The sequence below is a fragment of the Parahoeflea olei genome, from assembly GCF_001703635.1.
In the GTDB taxonomy this organism is placed as follows: domain Bacteria; phylum Pseudomonadota; class Alphaproteobacteria; order Rhizobiales; family Rhizobiaceae; genus Hoeflea; species Hoeflea olei.
On the sequence record NZ_LQZT01000034.1, the window covers coordinates 98,753 to 119,032 of the forward strand.

General features: G+C 65.7%; 15 protein-coding genes and 1 pseudogene. 5 read left to right on the forward strand and 11 right to left on the reverse strand.

Annotated features, from left to right (window positions below; genetic code table 11):
* From AWJ14_RS22890 to eno, 5 genes and pseudogenes are all read right to left on the reverse strand, one after another.
* Window positions 1-670: pseudogene (locus tag AWJ14_RS22890) on the reverse strand (biotin/lipoyl-containing protein); the annotation flags it as partial.
* Window positions 671-685: 15 nt separating this feature from the next.
* Entirely contained in the window at window positions 686-2,101 is a 1,416-nt protein-coding gene (locus tag AWJ14_RS15255; protein ID WP_066180945.1) for a pyruvate dehydrogenase complex E1 component subunit beta, read from the reverse strand.
* A 14-nt stretch (window positions 2,102-2,115) separates the two neighbouring features.
* Entirely contained in the window at window positions 2,116-3,153 is a 1,038-nt protein-coding gene (gene pdhA, locus AWJ14_RS15260; protein WP_066180949.1) for a pyruvate dehydrogenase (acetyl-transferring) E1 component subunit alpha, read from the reverse strand.
* A gap of 148 nt (window positions 3,154-3,301) precedes the next feature.
* Complete coding sequence (locus tag AWJ14_RS15265; protein ID WP_425349645.1) at window positions 3,302-3,556, reverse strand: FtsB family cell division protein; 255 nt, start codon at window positions 3,554-3,556, stop codon at window positions 3,302-3,304.
* A 209-nt stretch (window positions 3,557-3,765) separates the two neighbouring features.
* Entirely contained in the window at window positions 3,766-5,043 is a 1,278-nt protein-coding gene (gene eno / locus AWJ14_RS15270) for a phosphopyruvate hydratase (RefSeq protein WP_066180953.1), read from the reverse strand.
* Between the two features lie 386 nt (window positions 5,044-5,429).
* On the opposite strand from eno, the gene AWJ14_RS15275 reads away from it, so the two are divergent.
* Entirely contained in the window at window positions 5,430-7,358 is a 1,929-nt protein-coding gene (locus AWJ14_RS15275; protein WP_066180956.1) for a methyl-accepting chemotaxis protein, read from the forward strand.
* Between the two features lie 167 nt (window positions 7,359-7,525).
* On the opposite strand, the gene kdsA is transcribed toward AWJ14_RS15275, so the two are convergent.
* Together kdsA and AWJ14_RS15285 are read right to left on the reverse strand one after the other, a co-directional pair.
* Window positions 7,526-8,362, reverse strand: coding sequence for a 3-deoxy-8-phosphooctulonate synthase (gene kdsA, locus AWJ14_RS15280; protein WP_066180959.1), 837 nt, complete (start codon window positions 8,360-8,362; stop codon window positions 7,526-7,528).
* The gene (locus AWJ14_RS15285; protein ID WP_066180963.1) at window positions 8,359-9,252 is read right to left on the reverse strand and encodes a VOC family protein; all 894 of its coding nucleotides are present in this window, start codon (window positions 9,250-9,252) and stop codon (window positions 8,359-8,361) included. Before AWJ14_RS15285 ends, kdsA begins: the two co-directional genes overlap by 4 nt.
* Window positions 9,253-9,395: 143 nt before the next feature.
* Between AWJ14_RS15285 and AWJ14_RS15290 the strand changes: the two genes are divergently transcribed.
* Entirely contained in the window at window positions 9,396-10,262 is an 867-nt protein-coding gene (locus AWJ14_RS15290; protein WP_066180966.1) for a D-alanyl-D-alanine carboxypeptidase family protein, read from the forward strand.
* Window positions 10,263-11,386: 1,124 nt separating this feature from the next.
* Here the strand turns inward: AWJ14_RS15290 and AWJ14_RS15295 are convergent.
* The 4 genes from AWJ14_RS15295 to tpiA form a co-directional block, all read right to left on the reverse strand.
* On the reverse strand, window positions 11,387-12,811 hold the full coding sequence (locus AWJ14_RS15295) for a mechanosensitive ion channel family protein (RefSeq protein WP_066180969.1): 1,425 nt from the start codon (window positions 12,809-12,811) through the stop codon (window positions 11,387-11,389).
* Between the two features lie 197 nt (window positions 12,812-13,008).
* Window positions 13,009-14,646 (reverse strand): CTP synthase, encoded by a 1,638-nt coding sequence (locus AWJ14_RS15300; RefSeq protein WP_066180972.1) that lies wholly within the window; start codon window positions 14,644-14,646, stop codon window positions 13,009-13,011.
* A gap of 155 nt (window positions 14,647-14,801) precedes the next feature.
* The gene (secG, locus tag AWJ14_RS15305; RefSeq protein WP_066180974.1) at window positions 14,802-15,218 is read right to left on the reverse strand and encodes a preprotein translocase subunit SecG; all 417 of its coding nucleotides are present in this window, start codon (window positions 15,216-15,218) and stop codon (window positions 14,802-14,804) included.
* Window positions 15,219-15,346: 128 nt separating this feature from the next.
* On the reverse strand, window positions 15,347-16,117 hold the full coding sequence (gene tpiA / locus AWJ14_RS15310) for a triose-phosphate isomerase (protein WP_066180976.1): 771 nt from the start codon (window positions 16,115-16,117) through the stop codon (window positions 15,347-15,349).
* Window positions 16,118-16,344: 227 nt separating this feature from the next.
* Between tpiA and AWJ14_RS15315 the strand changes: the two genes are divergently transcribed.
* The 3 genes from AWJ14_RS15315 to AWJ14_RS15325 all read left to right on the forward strand — a co-directional run bounded on the left by AWJ14_RS15315 (window position 16,345) and on the right by AWJ14_RS15325 (window position 20,136).
* On the forward strand, window positions 16,345-16,806 hold the full coding sequence (locus AWJ14_RS15315) for an EF-hand domain-containing protein (protein ID WP_139112666.1): 462 nt from the start codon (window positions 16,345-16,347) through the stop codon (window positions 16,804-16,806).
* A 191-nt stretch (window positions 16,807-16,997) separates the two neighbouring features.
* Entirely contained in the window at window positions 16,998-17,570 is a 573-nt protein-coding gene (locus AWJ14_RS15320; RefSeq protein ID WP_066180981.1) for a biliverdin-producing heme oxygenase, read from the forward strand.
* A complete protein-coding gene (locus tag AWJ14_RS15325) occupies window positions 17,530-20,136 on the forward strand; it encodes an HWE histidine kinase domain-containing protein (RefSeq protein ID WP_425349650.1) in 2,607 nt (868 codons plus the stop codon). Before AWJ14_RS15320 ends, AWJ14_RS15325 begins: the two co-directional genes overlap by 41 nt.
* Window positions 20,137-20,280: the final 144 nt, after the last annotated feature.

The following is a 20,280-nucleotide window of genomic DNA, read 5'->3' on the forward strand; positions in this document are numbered from 1 at the left end:
CGTCGAACAGCTTGAGCACGGCGCCCTGCGACATCCCGGCCGGAGCCGCGGCAGGCGCGGAAGCCGCCTTGGATTCCGGCGCGGCGGCTGCCTTGCCCGTGCCTGAGGAAATCGCCTTCTCGACATCCGCCTTGATCACGCGGCCATGCGGGCCGGAGCCCGTAACCTGCGCCACGTCGACGCCCGCTTCCTTTGCTATGCGGCGGGCGAGCGGCGAGGCGAACACGCGTTCGCCGTCCTTCTTGACCACCGGACCGGCCGACTGCTCGGCCTCTATCGCGGTGTCGCCCAGCGGCGCGCCCTCGACCGGCTTGGCGGCCTCAGGCTTGGGCGCCTCGGCCTTGGCTTCCGGCTTGTCCTCGGCCTTGGCTTCCGGTGCGGGTTTGGCGCCCGATCCGCCGCCCTTGGCGGCATCATCGACGCTTTCGCCCTCGGCGGCGAGAATGGCGATCACGGCATTGACCTTGACGCCCTCGGTGCCGGCGGGGACGACGATCTTGGCGACCGTGCCCTCATCGACGGCTTCCACTTCCATCGTCGCCTTGTCGGTCTCGATCTCGGCGATCACGTCGCCGGGACCGATCTTGTCACCTTCCTTGACCAGCCATTTGGCGAGGTTGCCCTCCTCCATGGTGGGCGACAGGGCGGGCATGGTGATGTTGATAGGCATCTTTCAGTCCTCCCCTTAGGTCCTGTAGGTGACGGTTTTCACCGCCTCGACGACCTCGGCCACGTTCGGCAGCGCCAGCTTCTCGAGATTGGCGGCATAGGGCATCGGAACGTCCTTGCCGGCGATGGTGATGATCGGCGCGTCGAGATAGTCAAACGCCTGCTGCTGCACGCGGGTGGCGATTTCGGTGCCGACGGAGTTCTGCGGATAGCCTTCCTCGACGGTGACGAGACGGCCGGTCTTCTTCACGCTCTCGATCACGGTCGGCAGGTCCATCGGACGGATGGTCCTGAGGTCGATCAGCTCGACGTCGATCCCGAGCGCCGACAGCTCTTCCACCGCCTTGACCGCATAGGTCATGCCGATGCCGAACGACACCATGGTGACGTCCTTGCCCTGCTTGTGCACCCGCGCCTTGCCGATCGGCAGCACGAAATCGTCCATCTTCGGCACGTCGAAGGTCTGGCCGTAGAGGATTTCGTTTTCGAGGAAGATGACCGGGTTGGGGTCGCGGATCGCGGCCTTGAGCAGGCCCTTGGCATCCGCCGCCGTGTAGGGCATCACCACCTTGAGGCCGGGAATGTGGCTGTACCAGGCGGCGTAGCACTGCGAGTGCTGCGCGGCCACGCGGGCGGCCGCACCGTTGGGGCCGCGGAACACGATCGGCGCGCCCATCTGGCCGCCGGACATGTAGAGCGTCTTGGCGGCGGAGTTGATGATCTGGTCGATCGCCTGCATGGCGAAGTTGAAGGTCATGAACTCGACGATCGGCCGCAGGCCGGCCATCGCCGCGCCGACGCCGACGCCGGCAAAGCCGTGTTCGGTGATCGGGGTGTCGACCACGCGGCGCGCGCCGAACTCGGCCAGCAACCCTTGCGTGATCTTGTAGGCGCCCTGGTACTCGGCCACTTCCTCGCCCATGATGAAGACGTCGTCATTGGCGCGCATTTCCTCGGCCATGGCGTCGCGCAGCGCTTCACGCACGGTGGTCGGCACCATTTCGGTGCCCTCCGGAATGTCCGGATCGGACGCGACGTCGGTCTTGGGTGCCGCAGGGACCTTGCCGGAGGCTGCGGCCTCGGGCTCCTCATCGGCCGCGCGGGCCTTGCCGCCGGCATCGTCTGCGCTCTCCTTGGGCGCGTCCGCGGCTTCCGCCTTCTTCGGCGCGCCGATGTCGGAGGCGCTTTCGCCATCTTCCAGAAGCACGGCGATGACGGCGTTGACCTTGACGTTCTCGGTGCCGGCGGGAACCACGATCTTGCCGATCGTGCCTTCGTCGACCGCCTCGACTTCCATCGTCGCCTTGTCGGTTTCGATTTCGGCGATCACGTCACCGGCAGCGACGCTGTCGCCTTCGTTCTTGAGCCACTTCGACAGCGTTCCCTCTTCCATGGTCGGGGAGAGCGCGGGCATCAGGATATCAATCGGCATTCTCTCGCCTCCCCTTACAATACGATGTCGGTGTAGAGCTCGGACACGTCCGGCTCGGGATTGTTCTGGGCGAAATCGGCGGAATCGGCGACCACGTCGCGCACCTTCTTGTCGATCGCCTTGAGATCGTCTTCCGAGGCGTGCTTGAGCTCGAGAATGCGGGCCTTGACCTGCTCGATCGGGTCATGCTCGGAGCGCATCTTCTGCACTTCATCCTTGGAGCGGTACTTGGCCGGATCCGACATCGAATGGCCGCGGTAGCGGTAGGTCAGCATTTCCAGGATGATCGGCCCCTTGCCCGCGCGCCCATGGGCAACCGCCTCGACGGCCGCGGCATGCACCGCGCGCACATCCATGCCATCGACCTGATGGCCGGGAATGCCGAACGAATTGCCGCGCAGCGAGAAATTCGACTGCGCCGAGGAGCGCACCGTCGAGGTGCCCATGGCGTAGCGGTTGTTCTCGACGATGTAGATGACCGGCAGCTTCCAGAGGGCTGCCATGTTGAAACTTTCGTAGACCTGGCCCTGGTTGGCCGCACCGTCGCCGAAATAGGCGACCGCGACATTGTCGTTGCCGCGATACTTGTTGGCGAAGGCGAGCCCGGTGCCGAGCGAGACCTGGGCGCCGACGATGCCGTGGCCGCCGTAGAAATTCTTCTCCTTGGAGAACATGTGCATGGAACCGCCCTTGCCGTGGGAATATCCATCCCGCCGGCCGGTCAGTTCCGCCATCACGCCGCGCGCTTCCATTCCGGTGGCGAGCATGTGGCCGTGGTCGCGATAGCCGGTGATCACCTGATCGCCGTCCTTGAGCGCCATCTGCATGCCGACGACGACCGCTTCCTGGCCGATATAGAGGTGACAGAAGCCGCCGATGAAACCCATGCCGTAAAGCTGGCCGGCCTTTTCCTCGAAACGCCGGATCAGCAGCATTTCCTCATAGGCCTTGAGTTCCGTGGCCTTGTCGAACTCGGTAATTCCGCCGTTCAGCCCGCTCTTTTCCGCGGGTTTCTTGCGGGATGCGGCGGCGGCGCTTTTGCGTGGAGCCATGTCATCCTCCCTGTGGTCATGTAGCGCTGACCATAGGGAAATTGGGAACTGACAGCAAGCCTATTTACGCATAGCTGATATTCCGCGCAACATTATGAATATATTGAATAATTCGCAAATTAACCGGATCTGGGTTAACTGGCGCATCTCAATTGAAGTACACGACTTCGTCCTCACGCGCGACATTGAGCAGCAACCTCGCGCGCTCGTCGAGCATGTCCGCCTCGACGGCGCCGTCGCTCAACAGCATGACCTTGCGTTCGAGATGTTGCCTGCGTTCGGTGAGACTGGCAAGCCGTGCGGTGAGTTCGACACGACGGATCTCCAGCGCCTCGGCCGAATTCAGGCCATAGGCACCGTGCCAGGAATGAAACCCGAAATAGGCGAAACAAGCGACCGACAACGCCGGAATGATCCAACGTATCCAGAATCGCTGCTTTTTGAATTTTGTCCGCATTCGAAAAAACGCCATTACCCCTGCGAATGTCCGAGCATGACAGCACATGCTTAAGATAGGGTTAGCCGTTCATGTCAGATGCTGCAGTTGCGCAGCAAAAAGCCCGCGCTTTCACGCGGGCTTTCAGGCAATCGCGGAGTGGTTTCAGCGCGAGGTCAGTGGCCGCGCAGCACCGAAACCCCGGCATAGACGCTTTCGTCGCCGAGTTCTTCCTCGATGCGGATCAGCTGGTTGTATTTGGCAAGCCGGTCGGAGCGCGACAGCGAGCCGGTCTTGATCTGTCCGCAATTGGTGGCGACGGCGAGATCGGCGATGGTCGAATCCTCGGTCTCGCCGGACCGGTGGCTCATCACCGCGGTGTAGGCCGCCTTCTGGGCGATCTCGACGGCTTCGAGCGTTTCAGTGAGCGAGCCGATCTGGTTGACCTTGACCAGGATCGAGTTGGCGACGCCCATCTTGATGCCGTCCTTCAGGCGCGCGGAGTTGGTGACGAACAGGTCGTCGCCCACCAGCTGGCACTTGGCGCCGATCATGTCGGTCAGCGTCTTCCAGCCGTCCCAGTCGTCCTCGGCCATGCCGTCCTCGATCGAGATGATCGGGTACTTGGCCACGAGTTCGGCGTAATAGGCAGCCATCTCGGCGCTGTCGAGCACGCGCCCCTCGCCCGCCAGGTCGTATTTGCCGTCCTTGTAGAATTCGGTCGAGGCCGGGTCGAGCGCGAGATAGATGTCCTCGCCGGGGCGATAGCCGGCCTTTTCGATCGACTTCATGATGAAATCAAGCGCTTCGGGCGCGCTCTTGAGGTTGGGCGCAAAGCCGCCCTCGTCGCCGACATTGGTGTTGTGGCCGCCGGCGGCAAGCTCCTTCTTGAGCGTGTGGAAGATTTCCGAGCCCATGCGCACGGCGTCGCGCAGGCTTGCGGCGCCCACCGGCATGATCATGAATTCCTGGAAGTCGATCGGATTGTCGGCATGGGCGCCGCCATTGATGATGTTCATCATCGGCACCGGCAGCAGCCGGGCATTGGCGCCGCCGACATAGCGGTAGAGCGGCAGGCCGTGCGACTGGGCGGCGGCGCGGGCGGCGGCGAGCGAAACGCCGAGAATCGCGTTGGCGCCGAGTTCGCCCTTGTTGGGCGAACCGTCGGCGGCGATCATCGCCTTGTCGAGCGCGACCTGGCCTTCGGCGTCCATGCCGCAGAGCGCATCGCGCAGGGTTCCGTTGACGGCGGTGACGGCGCGTTGCACGCCCTTGCCGAGATAGCGGCTGCCGCCGTCGCGCAGTTCCACGGCCTCGTGCGCCCCGGTCGAGGCGCCGGAGGGAACCGCCGCGCGCCCCATCGAGCCATCCGCAAGATGGACATCCACTTCAACCGTCGGGTTTCCGCGGCTGTCGAGAATTTCCCGTCCGACAATATCGATGATGGCGGTCATGGTCTCATTCCTTTTGATTGGTGGCGATGGGTCGGGTCGACTGAGCGCCGTCTTACCGCACCATAGGGAAAAATCAATCGGCCGGGACGTCTCATCTCTGCCCGGCCTTGCGGACATGCCCGTCGGGCGCAGGGCGAAGCCCTTGCAAAGGGACGCAAAGGCGCGCCTGCGCATGCCGTCACCGCGCGCCTCCCCCCGCCTTCCCCGCTGATATCCACCACGCATGGTTTGCGTTCTGGTAAGAAACGACCGCTATCGTACACTCGACGTCGATCCAGCCTCGAACGCCTTCTCGCCCGGCGAGCGGCAGACACCGGGGCTTCGGCCCCGGGGCGCAATGGGTGTCGCCCGAACCGCAGATGTGCCGACGGAATTCGGAGACGCGCATGAAACTCAATATCTCGCGCAGCCTGCTGCTGCTGGCCGTCATCGTGACGCTGGGCCTGGTGATGGCCTTCGGGCTTCAGAAATACATCTACCAGCAGCTCAAGCTGACCGGGCCGGTCTACAACACGATCATCGACGGCAAGGACCTTCTGGCCGATATCCTGCCGCCACCGCTCTACGTGGTCGAGTCCTACATGCTGGCCAACGAGGCGCTTCTCGAGCCGACGCTGATCGAGAAGAATGCCGAGCGCATCCGCGCGCTCCATCAGGACTACACCACGCGCAAGGATCACTGGGTCACGTCCGCCTACGAAAAGGATCTGGTCGACCAGCTCGAGACCGGCGTGCTGGCCAAGGGGGCAGACTACTGGAGCGTCATGACCACGCGCTTCCTGCCCGCGCTCGTCAGCAAGGACACGGCTGCGGCAATGGCCGCCCTGACAGACCTGCGCACCGCCTTTGCGGCAAGCGACGCATCGGTCAAGGAGCTTGTGGCATCGGTATCCTCCTACGATCAGGCAGTCCGCTCCGATGCGGCAGCGCGCGACAGCTTCTTCTCGATCGTGACGATCGTGGCGAGCCTGGTATCCGTGGCCGTGTTCCTGGTGGGGCTCTACCTGTTCCGTCTCCGCGCGATCGTGCCGCTGACGGCGATGAAGAACTATATGCGGGTGCTCTCGGACGGCGATTTCAGCCGCGAGGTGCCCTTTGCCGAGCGCTCCGACGAAATCGGCGAGATGGCCCAGTCGGTGGCCTTTTTCCGCAATGCCGCCATGGAGCGCGACACGGCGCGCGCGCAGGCTGAGGCGGCGCGGCGCGAAAAGGAACAGCAGGACGCGGCGATCGCCGCCCGGAAGGCAGCGGAAGACGCGGAGCGGGTCCGGGTGATCGCGGCGCTGACCGAGGGACTGGAAAACCTCTCGGCCGGAAACCTGACCTATCGCATCACCCAGGCCTTCGCGCCGGACTATGAAAAGCTGCGCACCGAGTTCAACACCTCGGTCGGCTCGCTGGCATTGACGATGACGGAAATCTCGGTCGCCACCCAGTCCGTGCGCCATGCCGCCTCCGATATCGGCGCCTCCTCCAACGACCTGTCGCGCCGCACCGAGCAGCAGGCCGCCTCGCTCGAGGAAGCCGCTGCCGCGCTCGACGAGATTACCTCGACGGTGAAGAGTTCGTCGCAGCGCGCCGACGAGGCCAGCGAAATGGTGGCCTCGGCCAAGTCCGGCGCGGAACGCTCCGGCACCGTTGTCAAGAACGCGATTGCCGCGATGGAACGGATCGAGCACTCCTCCCGTCAGATCACCGAGATCATTTCGGTGATCGACGACATCGCCTTCCAGACCAACCTGCTGGCCCTCAATGCCGGCGTCGAGGCGGCACGGGCGGGCGAGGCCGGAAAGGGCTTTGCCGTGGTCGCCCAGGAAGTGCGCGAACTGGCGCAACGCTCGGCCAATGCCGCCAAGGAAATAAAGACCCTGATCGAGACCTCCTCGACCCAGGTCAGCACCGGCGTCTCCCTCGTCAACGACACCGGCGTCGCCCTCGGCGAGATCGAGACGCAGGTGAGCCGGATCAACGACCTGATCGGCTCGATCGTCACCGGCGCGCGCGAACAGTCCACCGCCCTTGCCGAGATCAACGCCGCGGTCAACCAGATGGACCAGATGACGCAGCAGAACGCGGCGATGGTCGAACAGACCAACGCGGCCACGCAGGACCTGTCAGGCGACGCGGTGAAGCTCGAAGGGCTGGTGCGGCGGTTCGACACCGGTGAAGCCCGCGCCGCCGCCCCGGTGGAAGCCGACGCCCGCTCGAAGCCGGTGCCGTCGCCGGTGCGCGCGCTTGGCGCACGGATCGCCTCGGCCTTCGGCAGGGGCGGAGCCGCAGCCGAAAAACAGGAGCAGAGCTGGGACGAATTCTGAGCGCCCAACCCTGCAAGTGCTTCCGAAAAACGCCGGGGAAACCCGGCGTTTTTTATAGGATCACCATGATGTTGCAGCGAGACCCGGCCGGGAGGCGTTCGCTCTCAGGGCAAGTCGCGTGAAGCGCGCCACCGTCCCTTGCGCAGCAGCGACCGCTCGCCTGTCGGCTAGCGCTTGGCGACTGCGTCGAATTCCATCAGCGTCTCGAGGAGCCGCGGCAGGTCTTTGAGCGGGATCATGTTGGGCCCGTCGGAAGAGGCGGAGTTGTCGGGATCCTGATGGGTCTCGATGAAGACGCCGGCCACGCCCACGGCCACGGCCGCGCGCGCCAGCGTCTCGACGAAGCGGCGTTCGCCGCCCGAGGTGGCGCCCTGCCCGCCGGGCTGCTGCACCGAATGGGTGGCGTCGAACACCACCGGCGCGCCCATGTCGGCCATGATCGGCAGCGCGCGCATGTCGGAGACGAGCGTGTTGTAGCCGAAGGAGGCGCCGCGCTCGGTCAGCAGCACATTGGCATTGCCCGAGCCGGTGATCTTGCCGAGCACGTTCTTCATGTCCCAGGGCGCCAGGAACTGGCCCTTCTTGACGTTGATCACCTTGCCGGTCTTGGCGGCGGCGACCAGCAGGTCGGTCTGCCGGCACAGGAAGGCCGGGATCTGCAGCACGTCGACATGGGGAGCCACCAGCGCGCATTGCTCCTCTGAATGGATGTCGGTCAGCACCGGCAGGCCGAGCTTGGTGCGCAACTCGTCGAACACGGGCATGGCGGCATCGAGGCCGGCGCCGCGCGTGCTCGTGAGCGAGGTGCGGTTGGCCTTGTCATAGCTCGACTTGTAGACCAGCCCGAGCCCGAGGCCCTGGCACAGTTCCTTGAGCGCGCCGGCCATGTCGAAGGCATGGTCGCGCGATTCGAACTGGCAGGGGCCGGCGATCAGGCTCATCGGCCTGGTCGTGTCGAAGACCGCGTCACCGACGGTGACGGTGGCGTTGGGTGCGATGCTCATCGAATTTCCTCAAAACAGTAATAGGCGCCCTGCCCGGGCGCCGGATCGACCACCAGCTTGTCCGCGACCTGGCGCGCGGCAATATCGTTGTCCAGAAGCAGGCCCGACAGCGCCTGCAGGTCGCGCACCCGGAACACCAGCGCGCGGCCCAGGAGACCGCGCTCGCGCGTCTCGTCCACCACCCCGAGATGGGCTTCGAGCCCGGCCTTGTTGTAGACCGTCAGGTCCGTGCCGGCGAGCGCGACGGTCAAGCCGAAGGAATTGGCGTCAACCTCGCGGTTGCAGGCAAGTTCCTGAAGAAAATACTGGAAATCGGTGGGATTGGGCTCCGACAGCACCACCTCGGCAATGCCGGTGACGCCGTTGTCATGGGCGGTCAGCGCCGAGCGGTCGGCAAAGGGCACGTTGACGCGCTCGACCGAGAAGCCGATCAGATCCGGGCTGCGCAGATCCGCGGTGAACGCCAGCCGGAAGCTCGCCGTCTGCTCGCTGCCGTCCGGCAGCTTCATCGGCCGGGAGAATTCGAACATGTCGCCGCCGGACATGCCGAGCTCGGTGAAGCGTCGGTGATCGGCGCGGGCATCCTGCGCGTTGACCGCCAGTGCCGAAAACCCGTTGTCGCCGCGGCGGAACCGGTAGGCCTGGTCGCGGGCCACGAACACATTGCCGTCCCGCGCGGCCTGTTCGCAGGTTTCGCGCTGCGCCACGGCCAGCGGTTCGAGATAGGTGCCATCCTCGAAAAACACGCAGGCGTTTTCCGTGCCGAAGGGATGGCGCGCGTCGGCAGCGACCGTGAAGCCGAGCCGTGTGTGGCGCGCGCGCGCGGTCTCGAGGTCCTCGACCGGCAGCACGAGATGATCGAGAGGGCGTGGGGATCGCGGTGAGGCCATCGCTGAGTGTGTCTCCGTTGCGGCTCCCCCCTTAACAGCAAGCTGCGAAGCGGCGCAACTGCGGCGCGGCGACGTGGGGAGCCACCCTTGCGTGAATCGAGCCAAAACTGTATCAGAAGGCGGTCAAACAGGGGCGACCAAACGTGACGGGACTGACTGCCGGGGCGCTCAGGCGCTGTCGAATTGCGATGAGCCTGGTTCTGGCGCTGGTTGCGGCGTCGGCCTGTACCTCGACGGGCTCGACCGATGTCGATGTCGCGCCGGTGGCGCCTTTGCCCGACAAATATGCCGCCATCGTCGTCGACGCCAAGGACGGGCGGATGCTCTATGGCGCCAATGCCAACGAATTGCGCTATCCCGCCTCGCTGACGAAGATGATGACGCTTTATCTGCTGTTCGAGGCGATGGAACAGGGCCGCGTCTCGGGGTCCGACCTCATTCCGATTTCGCGCAATGCCGCCACCCGTCCGCCCTCCAAGATCGGCCTCAAGGCCGGGCAGTCGATCCCGGTCGACACCGCGATCCGCGTGCTTGTGGTCAAATCCGCCAATGACGTGGCCACGGCGGTGGGCGAATTCCTGGGCGGCGGCTCCGAAGACCGCTTTGCCGAGATGATGACCGCCAAGGCGCGCGAACTCGGCATGAGCCGGACCACCTTCCGCAACGCTTCGGGCCTGCCCGATCCCGGCCAGGTGACGACGGCCACCGACATGGCGCGGCTGTCGATCGCGCTCCGGCGCAACTTCCCGCAATATTACGGCTATTTCGGACAGCGCGAAGTGACCGTCGCCGGCCGGGTCATCAAGGGCCACAACAAGGCGATGGACATGATTCCCGGCGCCGACGGGCTCAAGACCGGCTATACGCGCGCCTCGGGCTTCAACCTGGCCACATCGGTGCGCCAGGGCGGCCACTCGGTGGTCGGCGTGGTGATGGGCGAGAACTCGGCCGATATCCGCAACGCGCGCATGGCGCAGCTGATGTCGACCTATATGAAGCAGGCGAAATAACACTTGCCTTCAAGTGTATATACGCATTTGCTAATTTAAAACATCAGCAAGCGCAGACGCTGCGTCCTTGTTACACCGGCCGCGACTTGCGGCCGGCCCCGGGCAAGATGTCGGTGCCTCAATCCTGCTTCATCTCCGAGCAGGAAATCGATCCGGCCGCGTGAACCGCGCCCGAAAACAGCGGTGCTGCCATCAACATACCGACACCGCACATGGGAGCGCCCTTCCCGTCATCCTGTCTTGGCAAACCTTGGGAGGGCCTTCAGCCTTGGGGGGTCGCGCGCATCAACGCAAGCTTCAGCGTTCCCGCGCGGTCGGCCGCCGGGAGCATGACAGGCAGTCCAGTCCGGAGGGCCGCACGCAGGCTTTGCCGTTCGGATTGAAATGGATGTGCATGTCAGGAACATGCACCTTGGCGTGGCGCACCCGGCGCGCGGCCCGAATTTTGCCGGATGACGTCCGCATCCGACAGGCGGCGGCCTGCCCTGGCGCCCGGATCCGGACGAGACCCGCAGCACAGGGAGTGAAACCGTGTTCCGGCACGAATTTCACGATCACAGGATCGCGCAATCCGCCACAGGCCCGGTTCGCTGTCCAACCCGCGGTCCGGCGCGAGGCCCGACCCGTGTTCGAGGACGATCCGGTGGCTGGCTTGGCCCTTCATCCCGATGGGGTACCCGAAAGGCTGCCAGCGGAGACGCGGTCGGCATCCGCCTCCCCCGCGCCCGCGCCACACGTTACGGCGAAGGCCCGGAGGCATTCCTTCCGCCTGGTCGAAACGTTCGCGAACCATCCGGCAGCGGAAGCGACACAAGTCTCGCACGGGTCGCGCGCATGGGGAAAAACAGAGCCGCATTTCCGGCCACGGCCTTGAAATCACAGGCCTCGGGGCACGACATTTTGCCCGCTTGCGCAAGCCGCGCCCGCTGGACGAAAGCCCGCCCATCTGCCACAAGTCGCCCCGGGACGCGACTGCCGTTATTCATAGAACGGGGTCGGGCTGTAGATTGACGTCACGCAGCTGCCGCGAGGACACGCCGGCCGTCCTGAAAATCCGGAACACATGACCGACGGACGAAGGCCACGGCATGGCCGCGGGACAAGGCAAGCGCTCCCGCTTTGCCTCACGCGCCCGGGCGGGCGCCGAGTTCGTCCTCGGCGTCGCCGGAGAGCAGGTCGTCGCCCCGCTGTCCCTGGCGTTCGTCGTCGATCTTCCGGAGCACGGCCTGGTCGACGGCGGTATCGGTGACGTCGCCGGCGGCCCCGGAATCCGCCGGCGGCTTCGCCCCGGCGCCGGCGCCGGCGGATTTTCCCTGTGGCCGCGGTTTTGCCTTGGGCAGGGCCGGAACCGCCTCTCCATCCTCGACGCGCAGCCGGTAGGTCGGCGCGGGCAAGGCGATCCCGGCGGCCTCGAGCGCGGTCTTGACGGTGCGGATCGCCTCGGACCGTGCCTTGACGAAATCGGTCCGGGTCTGGTCGATCCAGCCGGACAGGCCGATGACCACGGTGGAATCACCCACCTTTTCGATCCAGGCGCCGGGCTCGGGATCGTCGAGCACGAAATGGAGAGCCTCGATCGTGTCGTGGCAGATCGCCAGCGCCTGGGGCAACTGGCTGTCGGCGGCGATGCCGAGTTCGAACGAGAACCGGCGCTCGGGATTGCGGGTGTAGTTGACGATGGTGGCCTTGAACACGGCGGCGTTGGGGATGCGGATATGGTTGCCGTCGACATCCATCAGGATGGTGGCGCGCGAGGTGAGCCTTATGACATAGCCTTCCATGCCTTCTAGCGCGATGAAATCGCGCGGCTGGAACGGCTGGCGGACCGACAGCAGGATCGAGGCGATGTAGTTCTCCACCGTATCCTTGACCGCAAAGCCGATGGCGAGCCCGATGATGCCGACCGCGCCGAGCACGGTGCCGAGCACGGCGGTGGCGCCGAGGATATCGAGCGCCACCAGCGCGCCGAGCATCAGGAAGGCGAGCCAGACGGTCTGGCGCACCAGATCGGCGATGAAGGCATTGGGCGTGAGCCAGTTCCAGGGCTGGACGCGGGTGGTGACGAACCAGCCCAGCAGGCCGATCGCGAGCCAGGCGAGCCCTGCCACCAGAAGCAGCGGCAGATAGTCGAGCGTCTGCTGCACGCGGCGCTCGAACCGGCCGATCACCGGCTTCAGCCGCTCGCTCACCTGGGTCTGCTCGGTCAGGCGGTTCTCGATGGCGACGACGCCGGAGACGCGGGACGCGAGCTCCTCGGCGCGGTTTGCGAGCGCGGCTTCCTCGACCTGGCCGCTCAGCGTGACGACGCCGGCCGAAACCGTGACGAAGATCCGGTTCAGGCCCTCGATTTCGCGAAAGATCGTCTGGATGCGGCTGCGGATCTGGTCGTCCGCGGTCACCTGGTCGCCGATCTCGATGGTGGGGCCGGCGGGGCTCGCGGCATCCTGGGCGCGGGCGGGTGCGCCGGCCAGTCCCGTCAGGGCGGCAACCAGCACCAGACCGGCGAAAGCGGGGAGGAAACGGCACAAGCGCGGGAGATCAGCGGGCATGATGATGGTCCTGGCGGATGGCCTCAGCTCATGACATGCGCCTGGAGCGCACGGCCCGACCCGGCCGGACCCGGCGACACTAGCGCGATGTCCGGGTCCGGTCAAAATCAGCGAGATCGGGGCAGATGTCGGGTACGGGCAGGCATCCTTCGCCCGCGGATGGGGGCGAAAGAGGCGAACACTCTCTAAAATCGCGGCTAGACCAGCCGCGACTGCTCCAGCGCGGCTTCGACGAAGCTTGCGAACAGCGGGTGCGGTTCGAGCGGACGGGACTTGAGTTCGGGGTGGTACTGCACGCCGATGAACCAGGGATGGACGTCCTGCGGGTACTCGATGGTTTCGGGCAGCAAGCCGTCGGGCGAGATACCGGAGAAGACGAGCCCCGCCTTTTCGAGCTGGTCCTTGAAGGCGATGTTGACCTCGTAGCGGTGACGGTGCCGTTCGGAGACGTCGGTCGACTTGTAGATCCGCGAAATCAGCGAGCCGGGCTTGAGCGGATGCGGATAGGCGCCGAGCCGCATGGTGCCGCCGAGATCGCCATTGGCGGCGCGGGTCTCGAGCTGGTTGCCCTTGAGCCATTCGGTCATGATGCCGACCACATGGGTGCCGGACTTGCGGTCGAACTCGGAGGACATCGCGTCCTCGATGCCGGCCAGATTGCGCGCGGCGTCGAGCACCGCCATCTGCATGCCGTAGCAGATGCCGAAATAGGGCACCTTGCGTTCGCGGGCGAATTTCGCAGCCGCGATCTTGCCTTCCGCGCCGCGCTCGCCGAAGCCGCCCGGCACCAGGATGCCGTGCACCTTTTCGAGCCAGGGCGACGGGTCTTCCTTCTCGAAGATCTCGCTTTCGATCCATTCGAGCCGGACGCGGACCCGGTTGGCGATGCCGCCGTGATAGAGCGCCTCGATCAGCGATTTGTAGGCGTCCTTGAGGCCGGTATATTTGCCGACGATGGCGATGGTGACTTCGCCCTCGGGATTGTGGATGCGCTCGGAGACGCTTTCCCAGGCGCCCATGCGCGGCGCCGGCGCCGGGTCGATGCCGAAGGCGGCCAGAACCTCGGTGTCGAGGCCTTCCTTGTGATACGCGATCGGCACGTCGTAGATCGAGGGCACGTCGAGCGCCTGGATCACGGCGGAGGGGCGCACATTGCAGAACTGCGAGAGCTTGCGGCGTTCCTCGGCCGGAATCTCGCGATCGGCGCGCACCAGCAGGATGTCGGGCGCAATGCCCATCGCCTGCAGTTCCTTGACCGAATGCTGCGTCGGCTTGGTCTTGAGCTCGCCGGCAGCGGCGATCCACGGCATCAGCGTCAGATGCACATAGACGGCGGTGTTGCGCGGCAGGTCGTTGCCGAGCTGGCGGATCGCCTCGATGAAGGGCATCGCCTCGATATCGCCGACGGTGCCGCCGATCTCGCACAGCACGAAATCGTAATCCTCGTTGCCTTCGAGCACGAAGTTCTTGATTTCGTTGGTGACGTGCGGAATGACCTGGACGGTGGCGCCGAGATAGTCGCCGCGCCGTTCCTTGTCGATGATGTTCTTGTAGATCCGCCCGGTGGTGATGTTGTCGGCCTGCACCGCCGAACGCCCGGTAAAGCGCTCGTAGTGGCCGAGATCGAGATCGGTCTCCGCGCCGTCGTCGGTGACGAACACCTCGCCGTGCTGGGTCGGGCTCATCGTGCCCGGATCGACATTGAGATAGGGGTCGAGTTTGCGCAGCCGCACCCGGTAACCACGGGCCTGCAGCAACGCACCGAGAGCGGCTGAGGCAATGCCTTTTCCAAGCGAGGAGACCACGCCGCCAGTTATGAAAACATATCGCGCCATGGGATTGAACCGATACCTTCAGAAGACTGATTCCGCCACCCCAAAAAACGGATGACGCATTTTAGCGGTGAATAACGCGCATGGCGTCAGCAAACCGCATGAAAAAACCGGCGGAGGCGAGGATCGCCAACCGCCGGCCGGATGAAAGACCGGTTCTACTGACCGGAGGGAACGTCGGAGGCCGGCGCTTCGGGCGCGGCGGGAATGTCGCCCTGGCTGGCAGGGGCCTCGGCCGGCGCGTCGGTTGCCGGCGGGGTGGAGCTCTGCGGGGCGCCGCCGAGCTGGTCGAGCACGCCCGAGCCCGAGCCGTCGGACTGGATCGGGATCCGGTCGAGAATGTCGGTCGGACGGTCGCCGTAGCGCGCCAGGATGCCGAGCGCCAGCGAGGTGCAGAAGAAGGCCGCGGCGAGAATGGCGGTGGTGCGCGTCAGCGCATTGGCCGCGCCGCGCGCCGACATGAAGCCGGAACCGCCGCCGATGCCAAGCCCGCCGCCTTCGGAGCGCTGGATCAGCACGATGCCGACAAGCGCCAGCACGATCATGAGATGAATGACAATCAAAACGGTTTGCATCAGGTTCTTCCTGCCCTCGGGGGCGCAATCTTCGTCCGGTTTGGCGGCTCTTTACACGACGGCCGCGCGCTTTCCAAGTCCCGACGGGCGCGAAGCCCGCCGGAGACCCGGCATCCCAGGCGGCTACGTCAGCCCAGAAGGCCGCGGCATGCCTTGCAGATGGCGAGGAAGTCGGCCGCTTTCAAGCTGGCGCCACCGATCAATGCGCCGTCGACATGGGCCACGCCCAGGAGTTCGGCCGCATTGTCCGGCTTGACCGAGCCGCCATAGAGAAGCCGCATGCGCGCGCCCTCCCCGGCAAAGCGCTTTTCCATCTCGGCGCGAATGAAGGCATGAGCTTCGGCCACATCGTCGACGGTCGGCGTCAAGCCGGTGCCGATCGCCCAGACCGGTTCATAGGCGATCACGGTGTTGTCGGCGGTGGCGCCATCCGGCACCGAGCCCGCGAGCTGGCGGCCGAGCACGTCGAGCGTCGACCCGGCCTTGCGTTCGGCCTCGGTCTCGCCGATGCAGATCACGCGCACGAGGCCCGCCTCGCGCGCGGCCTCGGCCTTCGCGCGGACGGTTTCGTCGCTTTCGCCATGCAGCGTGCGCCGCTCGGAATGGCCGACGAGCACATGGCTGGCCATGCAGTCGGCGATCATGGTCGCGGAAATGTCGCCGGTGAAGGCGCCGCTCTGGCGTTCGTGGCAATCCTGCGCGCCGATGGCGAGCGGGCTTGATTCGGCGAGCGCCGTGGCGACGTAAAGCAGCGTGGCGGGCGGGCAGATCAAGGTGTCGATCGCATCGGCCAGGTCCGGCCCCAAGCCCTCGGCAATGGCCTTGATCTGGTCCAGGCTCTCGCGTGTGCCGTTCATCTTCCAGTTGCCGGCCACGAGCGGGCGAATGTCAGGTGTCATCGAATGTCCCCGGGTTGGTCAGTTTCGAGGGGGCTTAGCAGACGGGGCGGGATTTGCAAACGCCGGCTGGCCGCGCAAATGGCCGCAATCGGCACCAGGCCCGGGGCAAACGCTCTGCCGCCGGGGGTGCGGCGAACAGGCCCGCCGTTTCTTGACAATCGTCAATCGCGCCCCCGGTCGCGGTGCTAGATTCCGTGTTTGGGGGTAACCGGAAAAGGAGACCGACCATGAGACGCAACAGATTGACGGCGGGCCTGAGCGCGCTCGCCATCCTCGCGCTCGCCACGGGCGCGTTTGCCCAGCAAGGAATGGGGCTGGGGCGCAATGCGCAGAATTCACCGTTTAACGCGATCGACACCGACGGCAACGGACTGGTGTCGAAATCCGAAGTCGCCGCCTGGAGCGACGCGGTCTTCGCCGCCATGGACGCCGATTCGAACGGCTCCCTGACGATCCAGGAATACATGGCCGTCAGGATGGGTCCCGGCGGCAATGGACAGGGCGGCAACCTCGCCCGCCAGGAGGAGAGGCAGTCGGCCAAGGCGAGCCGGTTCATGGCCATGGACCTGAACCGCGACAGCAAGGTGACACATGAGGAATTCACCGGCTTCGCGGCCGCCCAGTTCGACCGGGCGGACACCGGCAAGACCGGGCAGATCACGCGCCAGCAGTGGTTTGCCGTTCACTAGGCGTCGACCGCCACGGCCGTCCGGAGACCGACACCTCCGGGCGGCCCCGCCGGAACCTGCAAAAAGTAACGGGTTGCGGCCGATTAAGATAGTGCTTAATTACGCGTTGGCGCTTTCATCCAGAATACAACATACATTATAGACGCCCGTCGGGGGGATGTTATCTTCCGGGCTTGCTCCGGAGACCGTGATTGCCTGCCGACGACCTAAGACGAACACTGCGCGTTTCGACATCGCCTCTGCATGAAGAGCTTGATACCGTGGTGGGCGACTTTGCCACTGCGGGCGCCTATGCGGCCTATGTCCGCAAGACGCACCGGTTCCGCCGCTGCATCGAGGCCGCGCTGTGCGACACTGTCGACAGTGGATGGACGCTCGATCCGATCGCGGGACTTGCCGGCAGGGACTTGGCCGATCTCGGCTTGTCGCCGTTGCCAAAGGCCGACGTGCCGCCATGGTCCCCTTCCCCCGCGGCCCGTCTGGGCGCGGCCTATGTGCTCGAAGGCTCGGCGCTCGGCGCGCGGCTGTTGCTGCAGCGGGCGCAGGCCATCGGCCTCCGGCAGGATTTCGGCGCACGCCATCTCGCGCACCAGTCCGCCGATCCCAGGCGCTGGCGCGCGTTTCTCACCGTTCTGGAAGCGCTTCCCGATGAGATGCACCAAGCGGCCGTTGCCGCAGCCGGGGATGCTTTCCGACTCGCCTTCTCCATTTATTCCGAGACCGCTGATGAATTCGCCCCAACCGACCGATCTTACCAATTGTGATGCCGAGCCGATCCACATCCCCGGCTCGATCCAGCCGCATGGCTGCCTGCTCGCCTGCGACGCGGCGGCGACGGAGATCCAGCGCCATTCCGTCAACGCGCCGGCGATGCTCGGCCTCGACGGCGACCTGACCGGCCTGCCGCTCAACAGCACGCTCGGCGCCGAGCTGTCCCACGAGATCCGCAACGCCCTGTCGCGCACCCGCGAGGGCGGACGCTCGGCGCTGCTCTTCGGCCGCAAAGGTCCCGACGGACAGCTTTTCGACATCGCGGTGCACAGCTTCAAGGGCTCGGCGATCCTCGAATTCGAGCCCGCGCAGGACGATGTGGCAAAGCCGCTCGAACTGTCGCGCACCATGCTCGGCCGCATCACCGCGATCAGCTCGATCGACCGGCTGGTGTCGGACTCGGTCCGGCTGATCCAGGCCATGCTCGATTACGATCGCGTGATGATCTACCAGTTCGACCCCGATGGCGCGGGACAGGTGCTGGGCGAGGCCAAGCGGCCGCATCTCGAAAGCTTTCTGGGACAGTATTTTCCGGCAACCGACATTCCGCAGCAGGCGCGCGCGCTCTATCTGAAAAACCCGATCCGGATCATCTCCGACGTCAATTTCGAGCGCATTCCGGTGCTGCCCGTGCTCGACGTCTCCGGCGAACCGCTCGATTTGTCCTTTGCGCATCTGCGCAGCGTCTCGCCGATCCATTGCGAATATCTGCGCAACATGGGCGTGGGCGCATCGATGTCGATCTCGATCATCATCGATGGCGAGCTGTGGGGCCTGATCGCCTGCCACCACTACGGACCGCGCACGCTGTCGATGGCACAGCGCGTGGCGGCGGAGATTTTCGGCGAGTTCTTCTCGCTGCATCTCAACGCGTTGCGCCACAAGCAATCGCTCGACGCCGCCACCGCGGCCCGCGCGGCGCTCGACGGCCTGCTGCAGGAGGCGGTCCAGGTCCGCGACATCAAGGCGTTCCTGCGCAGCCGGCTTGCGGAATTCGCGCAGCTGATTCCGGCCGACGGCTTGGCGATGTGGCTTGGCGGGGAACTGTCGGTGACAGGGACGACGCCGCCCGAAAGCGAGATCCCGGGTCTCGCGCGGTTTGCGACATCGGTGGCCGAGGGCCGGATCTGGTCAACCCCCAAGCTTGCCACCGTGCTTCCCGCCGCCGAAGCCTATGCCGAACGCGCCTCGGGCATGCTGGTGGTGCCGCTGTCGCAGCGGCCGGGCGACTATGTGATGTATTTCCGCAAGGAAGTGGCGCAGACGATCAACTGGGCCGGCAATCCCGAAAAGACCTACGAGACCGGGCCGCTCGGCGACCGGCTGACGCCGCGCAAGAGTTTCGCGATCTGGAAGGAGACCGTGCGCCGCCAGTCCAAGCCCTGGACCGAGGAGGAACGGCAGTTCGGCGAAGCCGCCCGCGCCGCGCTGGTGGGCGTCATTCTCGAGCATTCCGAGCTTCTCGCCGATGAGCGCTCCAAGGCGGAGGTGCGCCAGCGCATGCTCAACCAGGAGCTCAACCACCGGGTCAAGAACATTCTCGCGGTGATCAAGTCGCTGGTCACGCACCCGACCATGCGCGGCGAGACGCTGGAAGCCTATGTGGAGGCGCTGCGCGGCCGCATCCAGGCGCTGTCGGTGGCCCACGACCAGGTGATCCGCGGCGAAGGCGGCGGCGGGCTGCACGACCTGCTGGAAGCCGAACTCACGCCCTACCGGACCGAGGCCACCCGGGTGAACCTCGACGGGCCCAATGTCTGGATGGATGCGCGTTCCTTCTCGATCATGGCGCTGGTGCTGCACGAATTGTCGACCAATGCCGCCAAATACGGCGCGTTGTCGGGCCCCGGCGGACGGCTCGACGTCTCGTGGAGCATCGATGCGGCCGGCGCATGCAGGATCGACTGGACCGAAACCGGCGGACCGCCGGTGCAGCCGCCGCGCCACCAGGGTTTCGGCACGGTCCTGATCGACCGCAGCATTCCCTATGACCTGGGCGGAAACAGCTCCATCGACTACGCGCCCGAAGGCCTGAAAGCCAGGTTCACGATTCCCGGGCGCCATGTCTCGCTCAGGACGGTCCGGCCGGCGCGCAGCGCGACCGCCGCACGCGCCGCCGACCCGCACGCCGTCGCGCTGGCCGGGCGGAGCGTGATGATCCTCGAGGACCAGATGCTGATCGCGCTCGAACTCGAGCAGATCCTCGACGAGGCGGGGCTGCGGGTGGTGGCGACGGTGGGCTCGCAGCGCGAGGCGATTGCCTATCTGTCCGCCAATGCGCTGCCGGATGCCGCGATCCTCGACATCAACCTGGGCGACCAGACCTCGGGCGACGTCGCCGACTTCCTGAGCGCCAGCGGCGTGCCCTTCCTGTTTGCCACCGGCTATGTCGATTCGAGCGCGATCCCGCAGGCCTTCGGGCACGTGCCGATCGTGCGCAAGCCCTACACCGCCGAGGCGATCCTGTCGCCGCTCGCCAGGCTGCTTGCCGCCCACGAGACCGGGCCCGCGCCATCCGATCCGGCATTCCCCGAGCTCCCCTTCCCGCGCGGCGACTGAGCCGGCCGCACGGCCCTTGCCCTGCGGCCCTTTATCCCGCGCCTGCTCTTCAATTCGCCAAAGGATTGGTCTAAAGGGTCCGGGGAGTGGTTCGCGGGCGCAGCCTGTGCCGTGACGGACCAGGGTATCGATACCGCGGGAGCT

Excerpts from the sequence above, each read along its gene's own strand:
- AWJ14_RS15315 (WP_139112666.1), top strand. The coding sequence starts at position 16,345 with ATGAGACGCAACAGATTGACGGCGGGCCTGAGCGCGCTCGCCATCCTC.
- eno (WP_066180953.1), bottom strand. The coding sequence starts at position 5,043 with ATGACCGCCATCATCGATATTGTCGGACGGGAAATTCTCGACAGCCGC.
- AWJ14_RS15295 (WP_066180969.1), bottom strand. The coding sequence starts at position 12,811 with ATGCCCGCTGATCTCCCGCGCTTGTGCCGTTTCCTCCCCGCTTTCGCC.
- pdhA (WP_066180949.1), bottom strand. The coding sequence starts at position 3,153 with ATGGCTCCACGCAAAAGCGCCGCCGCCGCATCCCGCAAGAAACCCGCG.
- kdsA (WP_066180959.1), bottom strand. The coding sequence starts at position 8,362 with ATGAGCATCGCACCCAACGCCACCGTCACCGTCGGTGACGCGGTCTTC.
- secG (WP_066180974.1), bottom strand. The coding sequence starts at position 15,218 with ATGCAAACCGTTTTGATTGTCATTCATCTCATGATCGTGCTGGCGCTT.
- tpiA (WP_066180976.1), bottom strand. The coding sequence starts at position 16,117 with ATGACACCTGACATTCGCCCGCTCGTGGCCGGCAACTGGAAGATGAAC.
- AWJ14_RS15300 (WP_066180972.1), bottom strand. The coding sequence starts at position 14,646 with ATGGCGCGATATGTTTTCATAACTGGCGGCGTGGTCTCCTCGCTTGGA.
- AWJ14_RS15255 (WP_066180945.1), bottom strand. The coding sequence starts at position 2,101 with ATGCCGATTGATATCCTGATGCCCGCGCTCTCCCCGACCATGGAAGAG.
- AWJ14_RS15285 (WP_066180963.1), bottom strand. The coding sequence starts at position 9,252 with ATGGCCTCACCGCGATCCCCACGCCCTCTCGATCATCTCGTGCTGCCG.
- AWJ14_RS15275 (WP_066180956.1), top strand. The coding sequence starts at position 5,430 with ATGAAACTCAATATCTCGCGCAGCCTGCTGCTGCTGGCCGTCATCGTG.